Source organism: Pelobacter propionicus DSM 2379, from assembly GCF_000015045.1.
Classification (GTDB): Bacteria; Desulfobacterota; Desulfuromonadia; order Geobacterales; family Pseudopelobacteraceae; genus Pseudopelobacter; species Pseudopelobacter propionicus.
Window position 1 is genome coordinate 1,641,036 of record NC_008609.1, and the last position, 19,900, is coordinate 1,660,935.

Consider the following 19,900-nt stretch of genomic DNA (forward strand, 5'->3'; position numbering starts at 1 on the left):
CCTACGTTGAGGGGATCAGCCTGTTGGCCTGCAGCCGTCGGATGACGCTGGGTACCAGCAGCGATCCTGCCGCGCCGAAACAGGCGCTGCCCACCGAGGTCAGGATGATATGCTGCACGATGATCTCCGTTTCCAGCCCCAAAAGCAGGTCCAGGCCGATGCCCGTCAGCGCCTTGCAGAGCGAGGCCAGGATGCCGGCCAGCAGGCAGGCGAGGTAACGCGTGGGAAGGGGAGGGTAGATGGCGCCGGCGATATCGATGACTATGGCCGGCAGGATGAAGTTGGCGATGACCAGCGGCCCCATCTTGGTCATTCCCAGCATCATGCAGACCAGTCCCGCCACGATCCCCACCAGGGTGGACGCTCCGATCTTGGGCACGCATCCCCGAGCCATGAGCAGGAAGAAGATCAGGAAAAACATGGAATGACCGGGCAGGGAAAAATGGATTCGCAATGCCGCCCGGGTCAGCACAATGAATGTGGCGCAGAAGCCGAGCAGCAGCGCCTCGCGAAGCGTGAAACGCCCCCACAGAAAAATATTCTCTTGTTTCATCAACGGTCTCCCTTCTTCTGGTTCCTTTATAGGATCTTTTGCATGCGGACCTGTGCTCTCTCTTCAACCATTACAAACACACAGTCGGTGGGGTAGCTCCCTCCCCTTCACAAGGAGGGAGAATAGTGGGCAACCTTTTCTTGTTAACGCCTTTCTCCCCCAGGATCACCGCCTCTGCTCCCCTTCCCTCGTGGCAGGCTCCAGGCTCAGCGGATTGAAATGGGTGCGCTCATTTCTCCGTCCGAATCCCCGCGCCTCGGCGGACAGTGCCGCTTCGTCGGCGATCTTCAGTGCGCGCACCAGCAGCGGGATCATCAGGCAGTGGAACATGTCCCGCCAATTGGCGGGGTTGAGCAGGTCACGCGGCGCCAGTCGTGCGCCCCGCAGTTGCTGAGTCATTTTTATTTCATGGATCTCCCGTGCGAAGAGCGGTACGAAGCGCAGGCTGGTGTAGACCAGGAAGGAGAGCCGGTAGGGGATGACCCTGCTCAGTTCCTGCATCATGCGGGAAGCCAGGGTGGTGCGCAGGAAAACGATGCCGGGGATGAAGAACAGGAATATCTGCAGCGCAATGCGCAGCCCCGGCCAGAGCCCCTCGGGTATGCCGTAGCGCGCCGTGTACAGTCCCACGACGATCAGTGCCTGTACCATCAGGTAGCGGGTGTCCCGCCACAGGTCGGCCAGCGTCAGGCGGGCGCTGAAGTAGTAGACACCGTCCAGGGCCAGCACCAGTGCCAGGGACCAGGGTTTTTGGGCCGCGATGGCCGCCACCCCCAGCAGGGTACCCAGCAGCAGCTTCCAGGCGACCCCCATGCGGTGGATCGGGGAGTCCACGGACAGGTACTGGCAACCGTAATCGCTGCGTCGATTTCTTTTGTGCTTGAGCGGGTCAGGATCGGGCACGCGAGGAGGTCTCCAGGGAGATGGTTCGGTCGGCCCAACAGGGATCGGGCAGGGGGTCGTGGGACGCGATCAGGACGGTGGTGGCATAGCTGTCGCGCAGGTCGGCCAGTATCTTCAGCAGGCGGTAGCGCTGGCCCAGGTCGAGTCCGGAAAATGGCTCGTCCAGCAGGAGCAGCCGCGGCTGCGGGGCGAGCACCGATGCCAGGGCCACCCGGTGCTGTTCGCCGAAGCTTAGGGAGAGGGGCAGCCTGTGGCTCAGATGGTCTGCTTCGCAGGCGAGCAATGCCTTCTCCACCAGCTGTCTGGCCTGGTCGTCGGGAAGGCGGAGCCGTTTTAAGGAAAAGGCCACCTCCTCCTGGACCGTGTTCTCGAAGAGCTGGCGCTGGGGGTTCTGGAAGAGGTAGCCCACCGTGCCCGTCAGGCCCTTGCGGTTGGAGACTCCCGCCAGCCGGATGGCCCCGGAGTCCGGCCTGATCACGCCGGCCAGGCAACGCAGCAGGCTGGACTTTCCCGAGCCGTTGCGGCCGAAGAGGTGGATTCGTTCTCCCGCCGCGACCCGCAGGGAGAAGTCCCTAAGGACCATCCCCTGGTCAGGGTAGGAGAGGCAGAGCCGATCGATGTCAATGGCCGCCTGCCGCTCCCCGTCGGATTCCTGGGGGAGCGGGGAGGAGGCGTAGCGCTCCGGTTTGGTGAAATCAACCGGGACCTGCCGTGATTCACGAATGATTTTCCCCTTCTCCATCAGCAGGTAGCGGTCGATGAGCTCCGCGAACGGTTCCAGGTTGTGTTCGGCGATCAGCAGGGTGTAGCCGCTCCTCTTCAGCTCTCCCAGCACCTGGACCAGTTCCGCCTTGGAGGCTCCGTCCAGCTGTGAGGTCGGCTCGTCCAGCAGCAGCAGGCAGGGGTTCATGGAGAGGACCGAGGCGATGGCCAGGCGGTGTTTCTGGCCGGCCGACATGCGCTCCACGTTTCGTTGCTCGAACCCGGTCAGTTGCACCGCCGCCAGGGAACGTTCGATGCGGCCGCCGATCTGTTCGGCGGGAACGCAGAGGTTTTCCGGTCCGAAGGCGACCTCCTCGGCCACTGTGGCGCAGAGGATCTGGGTCTCGGCGTTCTGGAAGACAATGCCGATCCCGTCCCGGTGGGAGGTGGCCAGGTCTCCGGGCATATCGATCTGTATGCCGCCGGTCAGGGAGCCGTCATGCAGGAGCGCCTTGATGGTCAGGAGCAGCGTGCTCTTGCCGCATCCCGAGTGGCCGGTGACGCAGACGCATTCGCCGGCCCGCACGGAAAAGGACACCCCCGCCAGGGCGGGGGTGTGTTCATCCGGATAGTTGTAGGATAGATCGTTAACCTGGAGCATGGTGCGTCCATGTATGGCACGGGATTGCCAACTGTTCCCGTGCTGAAGTGGCGACGGTCAGATGCGCAATTCGATCCCGCCGTAGATGAAACGGCCCGCCTGGGGATAGCCGTAGCTTGTCTCGTAGTTCTCGTCGAAGATGTTGTTGACCCCGAAATAGGTCGTGAATCTGTTGTCGAAGAACCTTTGGCTCAGTTTGACGTTCAGCAGGACATAGTCGTTCAGCTTCCCCTTGTCAAACGTTGCGGCGGTATCCTTTGTGTAGAAATACTGGTTGGCCACGTACTGGACCGAGACATAGGGGGTAAACCCGCAGTCGAAATCGTATTTTCCCTCGAAGGTGAACTTGTCGTGGGGGGTGTACTGCAGCTGCTCCTTTTCGCTGTCATCCTTGACCTTTGAGTCCAGATAGGTGTAGGAGGCGCGCAGGAGGATGTTCTTGGTGAACTGGGTGGCTGCCGCGATTTCGAAACCATCGTACACAACCTTGGACACGTTCATGTTCGTGTCGGTGGTCTTGTCTTTTTGAATCAGGTCCTTTACCTCGGTATGGAAGCCGATCAGGCTGATCCTGCTGTTGAAGGGGAGCTTCTGCTCCACCCCCCCCTCAAATGTCAGGGAACGTTCCGTATCCAGGTCAGGGTTGCCTTCGGAGAGACCGTACAGGTCGCCCAGGGTGGGGAAACGGATGTTCCTGTTGAAGGAGAACTTCAGCCGGGTGTCCTTGAGGATATCGTAATGGATGCCGGCGTTGACGCTGTAGTCGTTGTCCGAGGAGTGTTCGCGTGCCTGCCAGTGGTGGCCGTACCCGGCAACCAGCCCCAGCCCCTCCAAGGGGCTTAACTCGTACTCCGCTGCCAGGGTATGGACGCTGTACTGCTTTGACTCGTCCCTGCTCGTATCAAGCGGCTTATTGTTGGCCGATGATGTCAAGCCGTCGTTCTTCCACTGGTCCCATTCGTTGATCGTGGAGAAGGTCAGGGTGCCGGCCGCGCCGAAATCGTACCTGGGCTGCAGGCTGATGCCGTGGATGGTTGTCCTCACCCGCTCCTTGAAGCTGCTCTTTTTGGTGAAGGAGTCATAGTCGGCGTCGGCGTACAGGTAGTCCTGCATGTGCAGCTGGTTGCGGTAGGCCCAGCCCCTCAGGTTCAGTTTGTCGGTAAACCGGTAGTCACCGGCCAGCTGCAGCGACAGCCCCTCGTAGGACTCTATCCGCTCATACTTGGGTGTTGAGGCGAACGGGTCTTTGTTGTTGTCGATCGTGCCTGGCGGCTTGCCGTACTCCCCCTGGTTGTAGGTGAAGGTGAACCCCAGGGAGAGGTCATCGTTGGGATTGTAGCCGATGGTGCCCAGCACGTTGTGGCGTTCCCTGTCGCTGTTCTTGCGGTAGTCGCTGTCCTGGACCGAGGTTTTATCGAAGCTGTCGGAGAGCGGGAAACCGTCCACGTCGGTGGAGCTTCCGCTGATGAAGAAGTCGAAGGCGTCCTTCTTGGCGGCCAGGCTGGACCTCACCAGGTAGGGGTAGTGGTCGCCGGTTTCGGCGGAAACCATGCCGCTGATATCTTTGGAGCCCTTCTTGGTGATGATGTTGATCACCCCCCCCAGCCCCCCCTGGCCATAGAGGACGGAACTGGCTCCGCTGGTCATTTTGATCATGGCGATGTTTTCCGTCGGGATGGTGGTCGGGTCGAACTGGCCGTCAAGGGCCGAATTGAGGGGAACCCCGTTCAGCAGCAGGATGACATGACGGGTGCGGAAACCTCTCACGTCGATGCGGGGCACCCCTTCGGGCCCGATGCGCACATTCACGCCGGGCAGCAGGGAGATTGCCTGATCCAGGGTTGTGGCATTCATGCTCCTGATGTCCTCGGCGGTGACCGTATGCACCGTTTCCGCCGCCTGGACCCCCTCGGTTTTGCCCGAGACGACGATCTCGCCCAGGTTGTACGCCTCCGTGTCCTCATCCCCCTGCTGGGCCGCCAGTACGCTGTGCTGGGGTGCCAACAGGCCGCATGCGGCAAGACACACGGCCCCAACCGTGATTTTCGTGTTCATAGTGTGTTTCCCTCCAGGTGTGGTGTGTTCAGATCGCAAAAAAATAACAGGTGCCGCATAGCGGCATGAAAAACAGACGTAGTTATATAGTATTAGTAATAACGATGTAAACGGGTAATAACATTATATATTATTTATTTTATGTAGTTTTTTCGGAGGGGCTGAGGGTGGCTATGTGGTGAAGTCTATAACCTTTTTTGCCAGCTGTTGCAGCAGATAAAAAAAGGCGTCCGGAGTGGACGCCTTTTTCTGTTGGAGGCAGGAGAAAAATACGAGTTGTCTGTTACAGGCCCAGCTGCTCCGGTTTCTTGCCCGCATCGGGGAAGAAGAGCGGGGCGCCGAACTTGGCTTTGCCGAACGTGCCGATCTCCTTCTGGGTCTTCTTGGAGACCATGAAGTCGGAGAACGCCCTGGCGCCGGCTGCGTTCACCTTAGGCCACCTAGTGCTGTTTACTTCGATCACGTGATAGATGTTCAGTAGCTTGGAGTCGCCTTCCAGGATGATGGTCAGCTTGAGGTTCTTTTTCAGCGCCAGGTAGGTGGCGCGGTCGGTCAGGGTGTAGCCGTGCTTCTCGTCGGCAACGGAGAGGGTCTGACCCATGCCGAGACCGGTCTGCTGGTACCACTTCTGGTTGTCGGGGTTGATAGCGGCCGCCTTCCAGAGTCCCTTTTCCTTGGCATGGGTGCCGGAATTGTCGCCGCGGGAGAGGAACAGGGCGTTGTGAGCCGCCATCTTCTTGAACGCCTCGGCGCTGGTCTTGGAACCGCGCAGTTTGGCCGGATCGCTGGCAGGGCCTACCAGGACGAAGTCGTTGTGCATGACCAGCTTGCGTGAAGTGCCGGATTGCTCCGCCATGAATTTCTTCTCTGCGTCGGGGGAGTGCACCAGCAGCACGTCGGCCTCACCCTTCTGCCCCATGGCCATGGCCTGGCCGGAGCCGACGGCGATGGTCTTGACGAAATAACCGCTCTGTTTCTCGAACAGGGGGATCAGAACGTCCAGCAGGCCGGAGTCCTGGGTGCTGGTGGTGGTGGCCAGGATCAGGTTCCTGGAGGCGGCCATGGCAGTGGACGAGAGTCCGCAGGCCAGGATGGCCAGTGTTGCAATGAAGGCGGTGAAACGGGACAATGGCTTGAATTTTCTCATCTTTGATTCCTTTCCGGTGGTGGGGTGGTTGACACGTCACGGCTCTCGGCCCTGGCGTGTGGAAAACAGGTTATTTGGCTGCCCTGGCTTTCCATTCCTTTGAGTCGGGGAAGAAGAGCTGCGCGCCGTACACGTCCTTGCCGAATTCGTTCACGATCTTCTGCCCCTTGTCGGGGGCGCTCAGCCATTTCACGAAGGTGGCGCTGTCCTGGGCATTGATTTTCGGGAACTTCTGCTGGCTGACCGGGATCAGGGAGATGCGGTTCAAGAGCGCCTCATCCCCTTCCACCAGGATCCGCAGGCTGATCTCCTTCTTCAGGGAGAGATATGTGGCACGGTCGATGAACGTGTAGCCCTTCTCGGTATTGGTGTAGGCCAGAGTGGCCTTGTTTCCCTCGCTCCCCTTTTCAAAGACCCGGTACCAGGGGCCGGTCGGTTTCATCTCCGCCTTGGCCCAGAGTTCCGTCTCAGCCACATGGGTGCCGGATTTGTCGCCGCGACTGATGAAGGGGGCTCCCTTTGCGGCGATCTTCTTCAGAGCCTCGGTGGCTGTCTTCGTTCCGCGGATGGCGGCCGGGTCATCGGCCGGGCCGACGATGACGTAGTCATTGTACATGAAGGGTATGCGCTCGGTGCCGTAACCGTCGGCAACGAATTTTTCTTCCAGAGACTTGGCATGCACCATCACCAGGTCGATGCTCCCCTTCTGGGCGATCTTTAACGCCGCGCCGGTGCCGGCTCCCACGTGGCGTACGCGGATGTTTGTATCCTTTTCAAATGCGTCTTCCAGTACCGACACGATCCCCGCGTCGATGGGGCCGATGGTGCTTGCCAGCAGGATGAATCCCTGCTCCGCCAGGGCCGCCGATGTCCACGAGGCCAACAGCAGCAGGATTGCCAGGGTACAGCCGGTCAGTCGTTTCATACAGTAATCTCCTTGTGTGAAGTATGCGCCCCAGGCGCTGCTAAAACGTCCTGTTGCCCTGATAATGAACGACGCAGGTGAAGAAAAGCCGGTCTCCTCCCCTGCCGGGCACTGTCTGTCATAAAAGAGAAAAAACGGGGGAAATGCCTGTTGCTAATGAAGCGGATATAGCACAGGCATTGTAGCCGTGTCTATATATCGTTTCCGCAGGGTGAATGCAATCCGGCTCTGTTGACGGTCATGGGGGATGTTGAGGAGAGAGGAAACGGCGTATGCCTGGGTGTTGGATCCTGGTCAGGGGGATTCGTCGGGTGTGGCCGGGGCGCCGGCGTTCACGAAAGGACCGCTCCCTGTAACCTGATGGTTGCTTTCCGTCCATTGTCGGGCCTGCCTTCCGTGGTTGCCGCCGTCGCCTGCTCTTCGCCTTGGCTGGAATAGTCCCCGTGCTCTTCCGTTGCCCGGGAGATGATCCGCTGGAAGACCTGACTGTCCAGGTTCATCTCCCTGAGCCGCATGCCATCCCTGCCGCAGTCGATCACGTTCAGGCAGGCGTAGTCCTGGCGCAGCCGGAACAGGTTGTCCAGGGGCATTCCCAGTATGTGGGAAAGGATAATCCGGTTGACCCCGGCATGCCCCACGATCAGCAGATTGCCGGTGGTGTTGCGCACGATCTCCTCGAACAACGGGATGACCCGCGCCGCCACATCGGCGAAACACTCGCCTGCCGGCGGGCGGTAGTAGACCATGTCGGCGCCGCGCTTCTCGTATTCGCCCGCGTAGTGGCTACGCACGTCGTCCATGGCCTGGCCGTCCCAGGCACCCATGTTGATCTCCCGCAGCTTGGAGAGCGGCTGGACCGGGGCGTTTCTCCCCTCGGCGATGATGCAGGCGGTTTCGTGGGAGCGGCAGAGGTCGCTGCAGTAGATCCGCTTCAGGGGGATGTTTGCCAGTTCCGTGCGCCAGCTTATGGCCTGGGCGCGGCCGGTGGCGTTCAGTTCGATGTCCGCCTGTCCGATGTACCGTCTGACGTTGTCCTGGCGGATATCGCCATGGCGCATGAGAAAGACGGTGGTGGGGTAGTTGCGGTTGTGTGTGTCGCTCATTGTCTGCTGATAACCTCTGCCATGGGGCACCCCAGAGTGGCTTCCAGGCGTGTTTGTATGCTGAGTGCCGCGTGTAACCGGTTGGTAACGTTCTTTAAAATAGCAGGGTCATGGCCATGGCGCTCCAGGGCGACACGGAAGCGTTCGGACAGGGTGACGCGGCGATCCCCCTGCACCAGCTTGTCCGCCAGGTAGAGCAGCTCATGGGGGGTGATCCGCACTCCCGTGCCTGGCGTGATATCCATGTGGCTGGCCACCAGTTCCGCCACCGCTCCGAAACCGGCCTCCCGCAGCAGGCGGGCTCCGGCCTGGGCATGGTCCGCCTCGGCCCTGGCAAGGTCGTGCAGCAGACCGGCCGCCTCCAGGAGTCGGGTGTCCAGGTCATAGTCGTGGCGGTTAAGTCTGCCGGCCATCGTCAGCGCCAGGTCAGCCACGGCCCGTCCGTGACGGATGATGGGGGAATCCGCCGGCAAGAGCATTTCCAGCAACGCCATGCATTCCGCTTCAGTGGGAATCTCGTAGCGGGTGACCTTCTCCAGAAGCCCGGCATAGGCCTCGGGGGTGTCCATGTCATTGAGGATGTGCCCGTCGCTGACCGCTATGCTCCGGGAGCCGTCTTCCCACTGTCCCAGCGCTCCCCGCAGACCGTCGTTTCCGCGCCACTTCACGATCTCCCGGGCGTGCCTGGCGGCGATCAGCGGCGGGTGGCCGCGCACCCCCTGAAAGGCGGGGTAGAGCACATCATCTCTTCCTTCCTCGTACTCCTCCAGCAGGTGGCGGATGGTGGCCGTCCTGACCAGCGGGATATCCACCGGGATGACGAAAAAGGGGGCGCGGCCGTCGGCAATGGTTTCCGCACCAGCCACCACGGAAGTGAACATCCCCTCCCGGTAGCGGGGATTCAGGATTCCCCGGACCCCCAGGTGGGTGAGCAGCGGTTGCAACTCTTCCGCACGGTGGCCGATGACCACGCGGATATCCTCCACGCCGGCCGAGCGGAACAGGGAAACGCTGCGCTCCAGAACCGTCATCCCCCCCAGGGGGAGCAGCGGCTTGAAGTCGCCCATGCGCGAGGAAAAACCGGCCGAGAGGATCAGGGTCGTGCTGGTATGGGTCATGTCGGTTCCCTTTCCGGACTCGGGGACGTGTTCAGACGCCCCGCTGGCGTTGCTATCCATGGGGTCATGGACCGGAGCCTTGCCGGGTATCGATGATGGCCCGCTTGATGGTGGGCGACGGTGCAGAGCATCCCGTCCCGTCAGTGTCCAGGGTCAGGACTCCCGCTGCCACGGCCTCCGCTATGGCGGGGAGCGCCAGCAGGGCGTCTTGCACCTGGCTGGTGAACCCTGCGCTGTTCCCGCTCCCCGTTTCGATGCCGATGGAGAGGACCTCACGACAGTCCCTCTGCCCCAGTATGGCCTGATAGTTGAGCAGGAAGGGGAGCGGGAACAGCGCCTCGTCCAGTTGGGTGATGCTCAGCTGCCCGCCGCTCGCCAAGGAGAACACCCCTCCCATCCTCCCCCGTACCCGCTCCAGCTGGCGCAGCACGCTGCCGCAGGGGCAGGGTTCGGCCAGGAAGCGGGCCAGGTCGCCGGTGCGGTAGCGCACCAGCGGCATGCCCCGGCGGGTGAGGGTGGTGAAGACCACTTCTCCCGGCTCTCCATCGGGAAGGATCTCTCCGCTCAGCGGGTCGACGATCTCCAGGTACAGGTCCGCCTCACGGGGGTGGTAGCCGCACAGGCCGGCGCATTCCACCGCCCCTCCCAGCCCCATCTCGGTCATGCCGTAGTGGTCGAACACCGGCACCTCCCAGAAAGTTGACAGGGCCTCTTTGACGGCCAGCGGCGCGTAGTCGGCGCTCACCAGGATGCTCGTGAGCCGCTTTCGGCACAGCCGGCGGGCAGCCGGGTGGCGTGTCAGGCCGAGCAGCTGTACCGGAAGCCCCACCAGGCAGTCGATCTCCTCTTCAACGATCCGGCGCAGGGTTTCCTCGCTGTCCCGGACCAGGCCGTGGATGATCCCCGTAACCCCCAGGCGCTGGAGACCCTTTGCCAGCAGGTCGCCCACGCTGCCGGGCAACTCCCCCGGCATGAGGATCAGCACCCGCTGTCCCGGCCGGACCATGGTTCCCATGCCGTGGTGGAAGAAGTCAACGGTAAGCTCAAGGTCATGGGCGGTGAAGTGCAGCCGTTTGGGGGGCGCGGTGGTGCCGGAACTGTGCAGGGTCACCACCCGTTCGATCTCTCCGGCTGAGACGCAGAGGAAGCGCCGGTCGTCCTCCCGGATCTGGTCCGGGGTGGTGAAGGGGAGGGTGGCCATCTCCTCCAGGGAGGCGGGTGTGCCGGATTCTGTCAGCTGCTGCCGGTAGAAGGGGCTCTGTTCCCTGACGTATGCCAGGGTCTCATGCAGCCTGTCCAACTGGTATTGCTCCAGTGCGCTACGGGTCAGCCGCGCTCCCGCTGCCAGGCCGATCCTGGCCCCGATCCATCCTTCCAGGGGGGTCAGCCGTGGCATGTCAGTCCGCCCCGTGCCCTGCTCATCCGTTTTCTCTCCCCGGCCTTCCGGCCGTGATATCGTAGCCGCTGGCGGCCAGTATCTCCAGCACTTTGTGGTAGGTCTCGGCCACAACGGAGCCGCAGCGCTGCCTGACCTCGCTCCTGTCTCCCACGATGGCCTGGCAGGTGACCCCGCCAAAGCGGCTGCCAAATGTCTTCTCGAACCACCCCTCCAGGTCGCGGGTCATGTGCATGAGCCGCTCGTCCTCGTACTCGTCGTCGCTCCCCTTGCCGGCGAACAGCGCCAGCAGGCAGGCCGCGCCGGTCAGGCAGCCGCAGAACCCGCCGGAGAAGCCGGAGCCGTTGGCCAGCCCCCCCAGTGCGCTGATCAGGTCCGGGTTCTGCTTTCCCTGGGCTTCCAGCACCATGATCATCAGGATCTGGCTGCAGTAGTAGCCGTTGTAGTCCAATTCAAGCATGCGCATCAGGGTCTGATCCATGGTATTCCTTTCGTGACTGGTGACGGTGACGGAAAGACCGTAACTTGTGACTTGTGACTCGTCCCTGTTCCCTGATCCCTGTTCACTGCCTATCCGTCACCAGCAGGTAGTAGCCCGGCTTCCCCTCCCCGCAGTCGCACAACCCGGAGAGGCACTCCAGGCTGCCGTGGGTCAGCATCACCTGGGCGGCCAGCTCGGTCAGCTTGCGGCTGTGGTCCTCCCAGCGCAGCAAGCCGTCGAAGCCGCCCGCTAACAGCCAGCCCTGGATGTCCTCGCTGGAGGCGATGCCCCGGCTGCTGCGGGATTCCCCTCCGGTTTCCGACTTGAGGGGCGCCCGGCGCCGGTACAGGTCGCTGATCACAAGCTTCCCCCCGGGCCGCAGGGTGCGGTGGAACTGGGCCAAGGCCTTCACCGGATCATCCAGGAGCGACAGCACGCATTCGCAGAAGATAGCGTCCAGCGACCGGTCGGGAAAGGGGAGTGCTTCCGCCGGGGCTCGCACCAGCCGCAGGGTCGGGTCGCGCGCCACTCCCTCGGCCAGCAGTTTCTCCGAAATGTCGATGCCGCTGACGCTGTAGGCGTAGGTGTCCCGCAGGTGCTGAACCGTGATGCCGCTGCCGCAGCCCACATCCAGGAGTTCCGCCTCGCCGGGCAGGCGGCAGAGCTGGACGCCCCGGTCGGTGAGCTCCAGCCCGCCGGGGCGAAGGGTGGGGCCGCTGGCCTCCCGGAACAGGGGCGATTCATGGAGAGGGGCGTGCATCTGGCCTACTTGTCCTCCAGGATCCGCTCGGTGTCGGCCATCTTGCCGTTGACCAGTTCCTCGGAGATCAGCACCATGCCGCAGTCGGCGCAGGCCGGCAGTTCGACCTCGAAGTTGCCCTTCATGTAGGTGAAACCGACCTTGGCTACCTTCAGCTGGGCGCCGCACAGGCTGCAGGTCCACTCCTGCGGGTCTTCCGTTGACAGATTCATAGTTTGGTCCCCACGATGTTCATGCGGTGGCAGTAGGCGTTGTGAACCCTGTAGCCTCCCTCGGTTGGCGTGTACTCCACCCAGAAGGTCACGTTGCCAAATTTCAGGTAACCGCGGTACACGCCGCTGGTAGCGTTGTGCAGCTTCCTGCCGCTTGTCTCGGCATGGTCTATGACCCGTTTGATGTCGCTCTCCAGGATCCGTCGCTCGTCGGCAGTCCTGCGCACCTCTTCCGTCATCAGAAGGGTGATACGGTCGTGCTCCTCCACGCCTGCTCCCCCCGGTTCTCCCTGCTGCTTCAGAATGCGCTCCCTGAGAGCGGCACGGTTGTGGCGCCGCTCGGTCCAGGAGATCCAGCCGCGACCGGCCGGGTCGCCCAACCCTTCAGCCGGGAAGAGCTGCTCGATCAGGTGGGAGGTGCGCTTGCCGCCGGCGGCCAGGTTGTCCCGGCACATGGCGCAGTAGGCCAGGTAGTCGTTGTCCATGACCGTCGGCTGGTAGTAGCTGGTGTCGGGCGGGTCGATGGCGGTGGTGCGGTGCCTGACCACATCCCTGGCCAGGGCCGGGTCGGCGTTGAACATCAGCCCGCCAAAGCCGCAGCATTCGGCCTTCTCGCCGCTCAAAGGGAGCTCGTTGATGGCAAAACCCAGGGAACGGGCCAGGCTTCGGACCTGGCGGTGGGTCTCGCCATCGTGGCGGGCCATGCAGGGGTCGGTGATGGAGACCGTGGCGCCGTTGTTGGTCAGGTGTCCCGGGGGAAGACCATGTTCCCCGATCAGCTCCCACAGGGTGTGGGTCTCCATCTCTGGCTGGTTGTCCTGGAACAGGGTGCGGCAGGTGGAGCAGGCGGTGATCACCCGTGGCCTGCCCATGCGTTCCCACTGGGCCCGGATGGTTGCCTGGGCCTCCTGGAACAGGTCGTCCCGACCGGCCCAGCGGGCGGGTGCGCCGCAGCAGCCAAGCATGATGCCCACGCCCCCCTCCAGCTTCTCCCGCAGGTAGGCGTAGGAGGATTCTATCTCCAAGGGCGTGGTGGCAGAGAGCTGGCAGCTGGGGAAGTAGAGCCAGGCGCTCTCCTCCCTGCCCGGCTCGTGACGGCAGAGGGCGCAGCGCTGGGAGTTGCTGTACTCCATGTCCAGAAGGGCGAACTCGTGGAAGGAGGGGGGCATGAACTCCTTCTTCAGGAAGGTGCGGCGCTCGCGCTGCATCATCTCGCCCACGTTGAAGTTGTTGGGGCAGACGGTCTCGCACAGGCCGCAGCTGCTGCAGCTATTGACGAACAGGTTCTTGGTGTGCGCCCTGCCGAACATGACGTACTCACTGTTGAATACCTGCCGGGCGTACTTCTTGGGATAGCCGTTGTTGCGGTCCAGGTAGAGGCAGACCTTGACGCACTCCAGACATTCGCACTGGATGCAGCGGCCAGCCTCTGATATCGCCTCTTCCGCACTGTATCCCGAAACCGCGCCGGCAGGTGAAACTCTCGCCAGGGGGGATATGCCGCTGGTATTGGTGTAGAGCCGTGACGGGTAGGGCCCCTCCAGCTCGCGGCCGTTCTCCAGGTTGATGTTCATGGTGTAGCGGTCGATGGAGGTGGCTGCCTTGCGTCCGTCCAGAACGTCGTAGATGGGGGAGGGACGGCCATTGCGGATGCTGTTGCCGCCGGCAAAGACCCCCTCCATGCTGGTTCCCCTGGTGAGGACGTTGCACCACACCGACCCCTTGTCGTCCCGCTCCAGGCCGTTGCTGTTGACGCCCACCGTATCAAGGCCTACGAACAGGGCGTCGAACTCACCGCGCAGGGTGGCGATGCGGCTGCTGCCGCTGATGTCGCTCATAAGCTCAATGGTGGCGCCGATTTCCTCCAGGAGCTTCAACTCACCGGCGATCACCTCAGGAGGGAGAACCGATTCCGGGTAGTTCCACAGGTTCCCGCCCAGGCGCCCCGTCGGCTCGAAGACGGTGACCTGGTACCCCTTGCGCACAAGATCCCAGGCTGCGGTCAGGCTGGAGAGCCCGCTGCCGATGATGGCCACCCTGGTCTGCTTGCGCGGCAGCATTACCCCCCTGACCTTCTCCCGGGCTGTCTCCACGCAGGCCCGCTCCAGGGCGGAGATGGCGATTGACTCACCCACCTCGTTGCGGCGGCAGGTCGACTCGCAGGGGTGGTCGCAGATTCGCCCCAGGATCCTGGGAAAGGGCATGGTCTTGGCCATGGTCTTTAAGGCATCTTCCCACTTGCCCAGACCGACCTGCTTCACGAACGTCCGGGCATCCACATGGATGGGACAGCCGGTCATGCAGGGAGGGGGCTCCTCCTGGATGCATTTGTCTTCCCATTCCTGTAATTCGGTCTTTTCCATGGCAGTTTGCCCCCTTGAAAAGGGAGGCGAACGCGGCGCACAGGGCGCCACGTTCGCCTCAATTACATATGATTCAAGTTATTTCTTTTTTATATCCAGGGTTTCGATGCCGCCCTGGGACATGTAGCCGTCCCGTACCGCGTCGGCGACGTCGTAGGCCTTCTTCTCGGACTTGAGGCCCTTCAAGACCTTGTCCGGGTAAGCCGGGATGGACCTGATGCGCACGCCGCAGGCATCGTCGATGGCGTTGATGATCGAGCAGTGCGGTGCGGTGAGCGGACCCTCGCCGCAACCAGCCTGGCCGAAGGCGCCATCCGGGCGGGGGTTGACCACGTAGATCAGTTCCATGTCATCGGGTACGTCCTTGATGAACGGCAGGCCGGAACCGATCAGGGTGGTGTGCTTTTTCAGGTCTTCGAAGTCTTCGGTCAGGGCGAGACCGACGCCTTGGGCGAGACCGCCGTACACCTGGCCGTCCACCGTGCCGCGGTTGGTGATGGTGCCGTTGTCGCCGGCGTAGATCATGCGGTCAACGGTAACCTTGCCGGTGGTGGTGTCCACGGACACCTCGGAGACGAACAGGGCATACATGTAGATGCAGAACGGTTTACCCTGGCCGTCATCGTCCATGTGCGTACAGGGGGTGGTCCAGCTTCCCTCGTACTTGGTGGGGATTTCGGCCTTGACCATTTCATCATAGGTGTAGAAGCCGCCATCTTTCTTGCGCATGGCTTCCAGCAGCAGACGGCAGGAGGCCACGATGGCGTTGCCGGTTACCACGTTCTGACGGCTGCCGCCGGAGGGACCGGCGTTGGGGGTCAGGCTGGTGTCGTTCATGAGCAGCTTGATGTTGGACGGTTTCAGGTTGAGCTCGCGCAGTGCCTCGTGGGCGAATGCCACGGTGCCGGCGTCGGAACCCTGGCCATGGTCTTCCCAGCAGTTGCCGCACCTGACGTCGCCGTTGGGCAGCAGTTCAGCCCAGGCTCCTGAGGTGTCGGGGCCGTCCAGGCCGCAGCCGTAGATGCCCAGAGCCACACCGACGCCGCGCTTGACGGTGTCGGTGGAGAGCAGCTTGGCCCGCGCTACGGCATCCTGGTACTTGGGACGCACCAGGTTGAACATCTCCTCGAAGGGAAGCACCTCGGGAACCTGTCCGGTGGGGGTGGTTGCACCTTCGCGGTAGATGTTCTTGTAACGGAACTCGAAGGGATCGAAGCCGGCTTTCCTGGCCAGTTCGTCAACCAGGGACTCGGACAGGAAGAAGCTCTGGGGTGAACCGTAGCCGCGGAAAGCGGAACCCCAGCCGTGGTTGGTGCAGACCGTCTTGCCGTGACCGCGGACGCTGTCCAGTTTGTAGCCGGCGCCGATGAACTGGACGCCGCGCAGGGTGACCAGATCGCCGAACTCGGAGTAGGGGCCGTGGTCGCATTCCCAGGAAGAATCGATGGCAAGCAGCTTGCCTTCCTCATCGCAGGCCAGGGTGCCGCGCAGCCAGAACGGCGAACGCTTGCCGGTGTAGGTCTGCTGCTGGTACCAGTCGTAGCCCAGGAAGACCGGACGTCCGCCGCAGGCCATGGTGGCCGCTGCCACCAGGGCTTCCATGGTCGGGCTGAACTTGTAGCCGAAGGTGGCGCCGGTGGGGTTCTGGATGAGCACCAGATTCGTGTCGTCCAGGCCCAGGCCGGGGGCGATCATGTACAGGTGCAGGTGGGCGCCGATGGTCTTGGAGTGGACGATAACGCGATTCTGGTCGTCGATGTAGGCGAAACCGCAGTCCGGCTCCAGCGGCATGTGCGGCTGGCGTTGCAGGTAGTACTCGCCGGAGATTGTGTGGGCGGCCTTCTCGATGAGCGGCTTGGGATCCGGCCCTTTCTTGCAGTAGCAGTCATAGTAGACGTTGGGGGTGCCGGGGTGGATCTCGATGGCGTCCTCGGCCATGGCGGCCGGGGCGTTCATGTAGGCCGGCAGGACTTCCAGATCGACTTTGACCTTCTCGGCGGCTGCCTTGGCGTTCTCGCGGGTGTCGGCGCAGACGATGGCAACCACGTCGCCGTACTGGTAGATCTTGTCGTCGTTTAAGATCGGACGGTCCCAGCCATCCCCCTTGTTGGTGGGGAAGGTGATCAGGCCGGTGATGCGGTTACGCCCCTTGACGTCCTTGTGGGTAACGACCTTGAACACGCCCGGCATCTTCTCGGCTTCCGAGGTGTCGATCCCCTTGATGATGGCGTGGGAAACCTTGGGCTGTACCAGGGCTGCCTGAAGGGTCCCTTCGGGGAGCTGGGTGGCCATGTCTTCGCCGAAATCCCAGATGCCGCAGGCCTTGGCCACGAAGGTGGGGCGGGGGATGCGGGTGCCGTAGACCTTGCCGTCCGCGGGCGGCTTGTACTCCAGGGCCTGGGGGGTGATCTCGCCGCGCAGGCACTTGGCGGCGTCCATGACGGCATCCACGATCATGCTGTAGCCGGTGCAGCGGCAGGCATTGCGATGCTTCTGGAACCAGTCGCGCACGTCTTCGCGGCTGGGGTTGGGGTTCTCATCCAGCAGACACTTGGCGGAGACGATGAAGCCGGGGGTACAGAAGCCGCACTGGATGGCGTGGTGGAAGATGAAGGCCTTCTGGATCGGGTGCAGGTTGATGGGGGTTCCGATACCTTCGATGGTGGTGATGCTGGACCAGTTCTCGACCCGCTTCATCCTGGTGGTGCAGGTGCGGACCAGCTTACCGTTCAGGATCACGTTACATGCGCCGCACTGGCCGTTGCCGCAACCGACCTTGACACCGGTCAGATGAAGCTGTTTACGCAGAACATCGGACAGGAGCGCTTCCTGGTCGACGATCAACGTGCGTTCAACACCGTTGACGTTAAGCACCTTCTTGATCATACTTTTCCTCCGTTTGTGGAATATAACCGGCTCAAATGTCCGATTAAGGTGGGTTGAATTCAGTGGTTAGTGGTCAGTGAACAGCGGACAGCGGCTGTACCCTGTTCGCTGTTCACTGCCGGTCACGCTCCGAATCCGCAGATGGGGTAGTGGCACTCCGGGCACGAGGAACAGAGCCCGCCGTGCCCCAGGCGGGTAATGTCCGAACGGGTCAGGGTCTCCCCCGCCAGGATGCGCGGCACCACCAGGTCGAAGATGGTGGCCTTGTGGTACATGGCGCAGCCCGGGATGCCGATCACCGGAACCTGGCCGATATAGGCCAGCATGAACATGGCCCCCGGAAAGGTGGGGGAGCCGTAGGTGACCACCTGGCCACCGGCGGCGCGGATGCTGCTGGGCGTGCGGTCGTCCGGGTCCACGGACATGCCGCCGGTGGCGACGATCATCTCGGCCCCTCCGTCGATCAGGTCGTGGATGGCTTTCACGGTCATGGGGGTGTTGTCCGATACCAGGATCTGGCGCATGACGCTGCTCCCCAGCCTGTCGAACTTCTCCCTGATGATCGGGCCGAACTTGTCCTCGATGCGGCCGTGGAAGACCTCGTTGCCGGTGGTCACCAGGCCGACCCTGAGCGACCTGAAGGGCTTGACCTCGATCAGCGGGAATGCTGCCTGGGCGATGGCCTCCACCCGCCGGATGCGCTCCTCGTCGGTGAACAGCGGAATGATCCTGGTGCCGCCGACCCTGGTGTCCGTGTCAACCAGGCGATTGGTGTGCAGCGTGGCCAGCACCATCTCCTCGATGTCGTTGATCCGGTTGAGCGCGTCCACCTTCACCTTGAGCAGCCCCTGCTCCACCGCCTCCATGGTCACCTTCCCCTCGGAAGGCTCGGTGATGCGGATGCCGTTGCCGCACACCGCCCGGGCTATGCGCTGGGCCGCCTCGTTCTCGTGGATGTACCCCTCCTCCAGGTCGAGCACGTAGATGTTGTCCTTGCCGAGCTTGAGCAGCGCGGCTACGTCATCCTCCCGGATGATGTGCCCCTTCTTGAAGGCCCGACCGGCGAACTCGCCCGGCACGATGCGGGTGATGTCGTGGAAAAGAACTGAGCCGACCGCTTCCTGGACCGGGATTTCTCTCATCATGATGTTGTGTCTGCCTTTCGTGTGTCGTTTGTACGGACGTCGTTTCGCGGATACGAAAAAACCCGCGCAATCCCCCCGGGAGTCTGGGGGGAAAGAGCGGGTTTCGTGTGGTCTGCCGGGGCAGAGGACGAAGTGAGCGCCTGGGGTGTTTGGATTAAGGATGTGACGAGCCGTGTTTCTGTCGGGCTCTTCCGTTACCGATCGGCGGGCGTCAACTGGGTGGCGCCCCTACGCAATCCTGCGTGCAGGAGTCGCAGTCGTTGTCGCACTCATCGCTGTGGTCATGATCATGGTCATGGTCATGGTCGCAACCGCTGGAGCTTCCGTCCTCGTCGCTACACTTTCCCTCTCCTCGGACGTTCAGGACGACCGCCTCGCAAAGCTGGTTTTCCTCGAACAGAGGGATGTTCTCGGATACCAGTTCCGTGCCGGCCTCGAAGACCTTGTAGCCGCACAGATTCATGGCTCTCAGGGCGTCGTCGCCGATGCCTGATACGATGATGCCGTCCAGATGACGCCCCCTGAGGGCGAGGAACGGATTGCAGCCGGCATAGGGATTCTTTTCGTCGCAATTGGCGATGGCGCTGGTCTGTCTGGTGACACTGTCATAGATGAGAAACAGCGGCGAAGAGGCAAAATGTCCGTAAAGCGTGCTGTTGATGCCCTGATCCGAGGTGACGGGGAAACACAATTTCACAAGCTGACTCCTTTGTTTCTTGGTGCGATATCTGGTCGCGCAATCAGGTAATGGACGGTCCTATCTTCCGTAACAGTTCTTGAGTGAATAGGTCTTGCAGGGTATGCATTGCTGCTTGTACTGTCCCAGGTGTTTGTAGCAGTACCATGAACCGCAGACGGTGCACTGCTTGACTCGATAATCATTGGGGTCAACCACCACACCGCAGGTCGCGCATCGTTTTTCTCCGGAATCCTCGCTGGCTGTGCAGGCCTCTTTCTCGTCACTCTCTTCGTTCCGGGGTGCGCATGTTTTTTGAGACATTGTTTCTCCTTGACTCACTTATTTGAATGTTTCGGATTTTTCCAGGTAGCTGATACCGCCGTCCTTGAACGACACAACGACCTTGCCGTTGAATCTTTCGGGAATGATATGCAGGTCCCGCAGGGTTTCCGAGACTACTCTTTTCCAGGAGTCAGGCGCGGCTGCCTGTTGGGGAGGGCGCCGATTGATCGGCCTTTGGGCAGGGTGAAGCGTCATGTGGTGTCCTCCCGGATCATCATCGATCTGTTTTGTCGTGCGTGGATAGATGAAAACAGGGCCTCTCCATGGCTGTACGGCGAGGCCCCGTGACAGTGTCGTCTCTACAGCATGATGCATGCCATGAATAACATCGTTATGTTTTAATCCGGTGGCGTGGTCGGGCGCGTGGGGGGGGCTGACACCGCTTTTCTATCCAATACTCGGCTAGTTAGCTTGGTGTGTGGAAAAAAATAGGCTTGTTTCGTGCTCCAGGGGGAGCCGCCGCCGGCTC

At 62.0% G+C, this 19,900-nt stretch carries 18 protein-coding genes; all 18 read right to left on the bottom strand.

Annotation, left to right across the window (positions count from 1 at the left end):
• Window position 1: 1 nt before the first annotated feature.
• The 18 genes from PPRO_RS07660 to PPRO_RS07745 all read right to left on the bottom strand — a co-directional run bounded on the left by PPRO_RS07660 (window position 2) and on the right by PPRO_RS07745 (window position 19,626).
• A complete protein-coding gene (locus tag PPRO_RS07660) occupies window positions 2-553 on the bottom strand; it encodes a hypothetical protein (RefSeq protein ID WP_011735443.1) in 552 nt (183 codons plus the stop codon).
• Window positions 554-718: 165 nt separating this feature from the next.
• The gene (locus PPRO_RS07665) at window positions 719-1,456 is read right to left on the bottom strand and encodes an energy-coupling factor transporter transmembrane component T family protein (RefSeq protein WP_011735444.1); all 738 of its coding nucleotides are present in this window, start codon (window positions 1,454-1,456) and stop codon (window positions 719-721) included.
• Window positions 1,443-2,819 carry an ABC transporter ATP-binding protein gene (locus tag PPRO_RS07670; RefSeq protein WP_011735445.1) on the bottom strand — a complete coding sequence of 459 codons (1,377 nt, stop codon included), beginning with the start codon at window positions 2,817-2,819 and terminating at the stop codon, window positions 1,443-1,445. Before PPRO_RS07670 ends, PPRO_RS07665 begins: the two co-directional genes overlap by 14 nt.
• Window positions 2,820-2,876: 57 nt before the next feature.
• A complete protein-coding gene (locus tag PPRO_RS07675) occupies window positions 2,877-4,874 on the bottom strand; it encodes a TonB-dependent receptor plug domain-containing protein (protein WP_011735446.1) in 1,998 nt (665 codons plus the stop codon).
• Window positions 4,875-5,157: 283 nt separating this feature from the next.
• On the bottom strand, window positions 5,158-6,021 hold the full coding sequence (locus PPRO_RS07680) for a substrate-binding domain-containing protein (protein ID WP_011735447.1): 864 nt from the start codon (window positions 6,019-6,021) through the stop codon (window positions 5,158-5,160).
• A 70-nt stretch (window positions 6,022-6,091) separates the two neighbouring features.
• On the bottom strand, window positions 6,092-6,946 hold the full coding sequence (locus PPRO_RS07685; RefSeq protein ID WP_011735448.1) for a substrate-binding domain-containing protein: 855 nt from the start codon (window positions 6,944-6,946) through the stop codon (window positions 6,092-6,094).
• A 332-nt stretch (window positions 6,947-7,278) separates the two neighbouring features.
• Entirely contained in the window at window positions 7,279-8,049 is a 771-nt protein-coding gene (locus PPRO_RS07690; protein ID WP_011735449.1) for a histidine phosphatase family protein, read from the bottom strand.
• Window positions 8,046-9,167, bottom strand: a complete 1,122-nt coding sequence (locus tag PPRO_RS07695) for a DVU_1551 family NTP transferase (protein ID WP_157039966.1) — start codon at window positions 9,165-9,167, stop codon at window positions 8,046-8,048. The genes PPRO_RS07690 and PPRO_RS07695 overlap by 4 nt, the downstream gene beginning before the upstream one ends.
• A 64-nt stretch (window positions 9,168-9,231) precedes the next feature.
• Window positions 9,232-10,563 (bottom strand): DVU_1553 family AMP-dependent CoA ligase, encoded by a 1,332-nt coding sequence (locus PPRO_RS07700; RefSeq protein WP_011735451.1) that lies wholly within the window; start codon window positions 10,561-10,563, stop codon window positions 9,232-9,234.
• A gap of 22 nt (window positions 10,564-10,585) precedes the next feature.
• Window positions 10,586-11,044, bottom strand: a complete 459-nt coding sequence (locus PPRO_RS07705) for a DVU_1555 family C-GCAxxG-C-C protein (protein WP_011735452.1) — start codon at window positions 11,042-11,044, stop codon at window positions 10,586-10,588.
• Between the two features lie 82 nt (window positions 11,045-11,126).
• Entirely contained in the window at window positions 11,127-11,804 is a 678-nt protein-coding gene (gene trsM / locus PPRO_RS07710) for a DVU_1556 family methyltransferase (RefSeq protein ID WP_011735453.1), read from the bottom strand.
• A 5-nt stretch (window positions 11,805-11,809) separates the two neighbouring features.
• A complete protein-coding gene (locus tag PPRO_RS07715; protein ID WP_011735454.1) occupies window positions 11,810-12,016 on the bottom strand; it encodes a DVU_1557 family redox protein in 207 nt (68 codons plus the stop codon).
• On the bottom strand, window positions 12,013-14,379 hold the full coding sequence (locus tag PPRO_RS07720) for a pyridine nucleotide-disulfide oxidoreductase/dicluster-binding protein (protein ID WP_011735455.1): 2,367 nt from the start codon (window positions 14,377-14,379) through the stop codon (window positions 12,013-12,015). The genes PPRO_RS07715 and PPRO_RS07720 overlap by 4 nt, the downstream gene beginning before the upstream one ends.
• Window positions 14,380-14,457: 78 nt before the next feature.
• Complete coding sequence (locus tag PPRO_RS07725; protein ID WP_011735456.1) at window positions 14,458-17,265, bottom strand: molybdopterin-dependent aldehyde oxidoreductase; 2,808 nt, start codon at window positions 17,263-17,265, stop codon at window positions 14,458-14,460.
• A 122-nt stretch (window positions 17,266-17,387) separates the two neighbouring features.
• Window positions 17,388-18,407 carry a molybdopterin-binding protein gene (locus tag PPRO_RS07730; protein WP_041532658.1) on the bottom strand — a complete coding sequence of 340 codons (1,020 nt, stop codon included), beginning with the start codon at window positions 18,405-18,407 and terminating at the stop codon, window positions 17,388-17,390.
• Between the two features lie 214 nt (window positions 18,408-18,621).
• Window positions 18,622-19,107, bottom strand: coding sequence for a NifB/NifX family molybdenum-iron cluster-binding protein (locus tag PPRO_RS07735; RefSeq protein ID WP_011735458.1), 486 nt, complete (start codon window positions 19,105-19,107; stop codon window positions 18,622-18,624).
• A gap of 60 nt (window positions 19,108-19,167) precedes the next feature.
• Window positions 19,168-19,410 (bottom strand): hypothetical protein, encoded by a 243-nt coding sequence (locus PPRO_RS07740; protein WP_041532213.1) that lies wholly within the window; start codon window positions 19,408-19,410, stop codon window positions 19,168-19,170.
• Between the two features lie 18 nt (window positions 19,411-19,428).
• Window positions 19,429-19,626 carry a hypothetical protein gene (locus PPRO_RS07745; RefSeq protein WP_041532214.1) on the bottom strand — a complete coding sequence of 66 codons (198 nt, stop codon included), beginning with the start codon at window positions 19,624-19,626 and terminating at the stop codon, window positions 19,429-19,431.
• Window positions 19,627-19,900 lie beyond the last annotated feature (274 nt).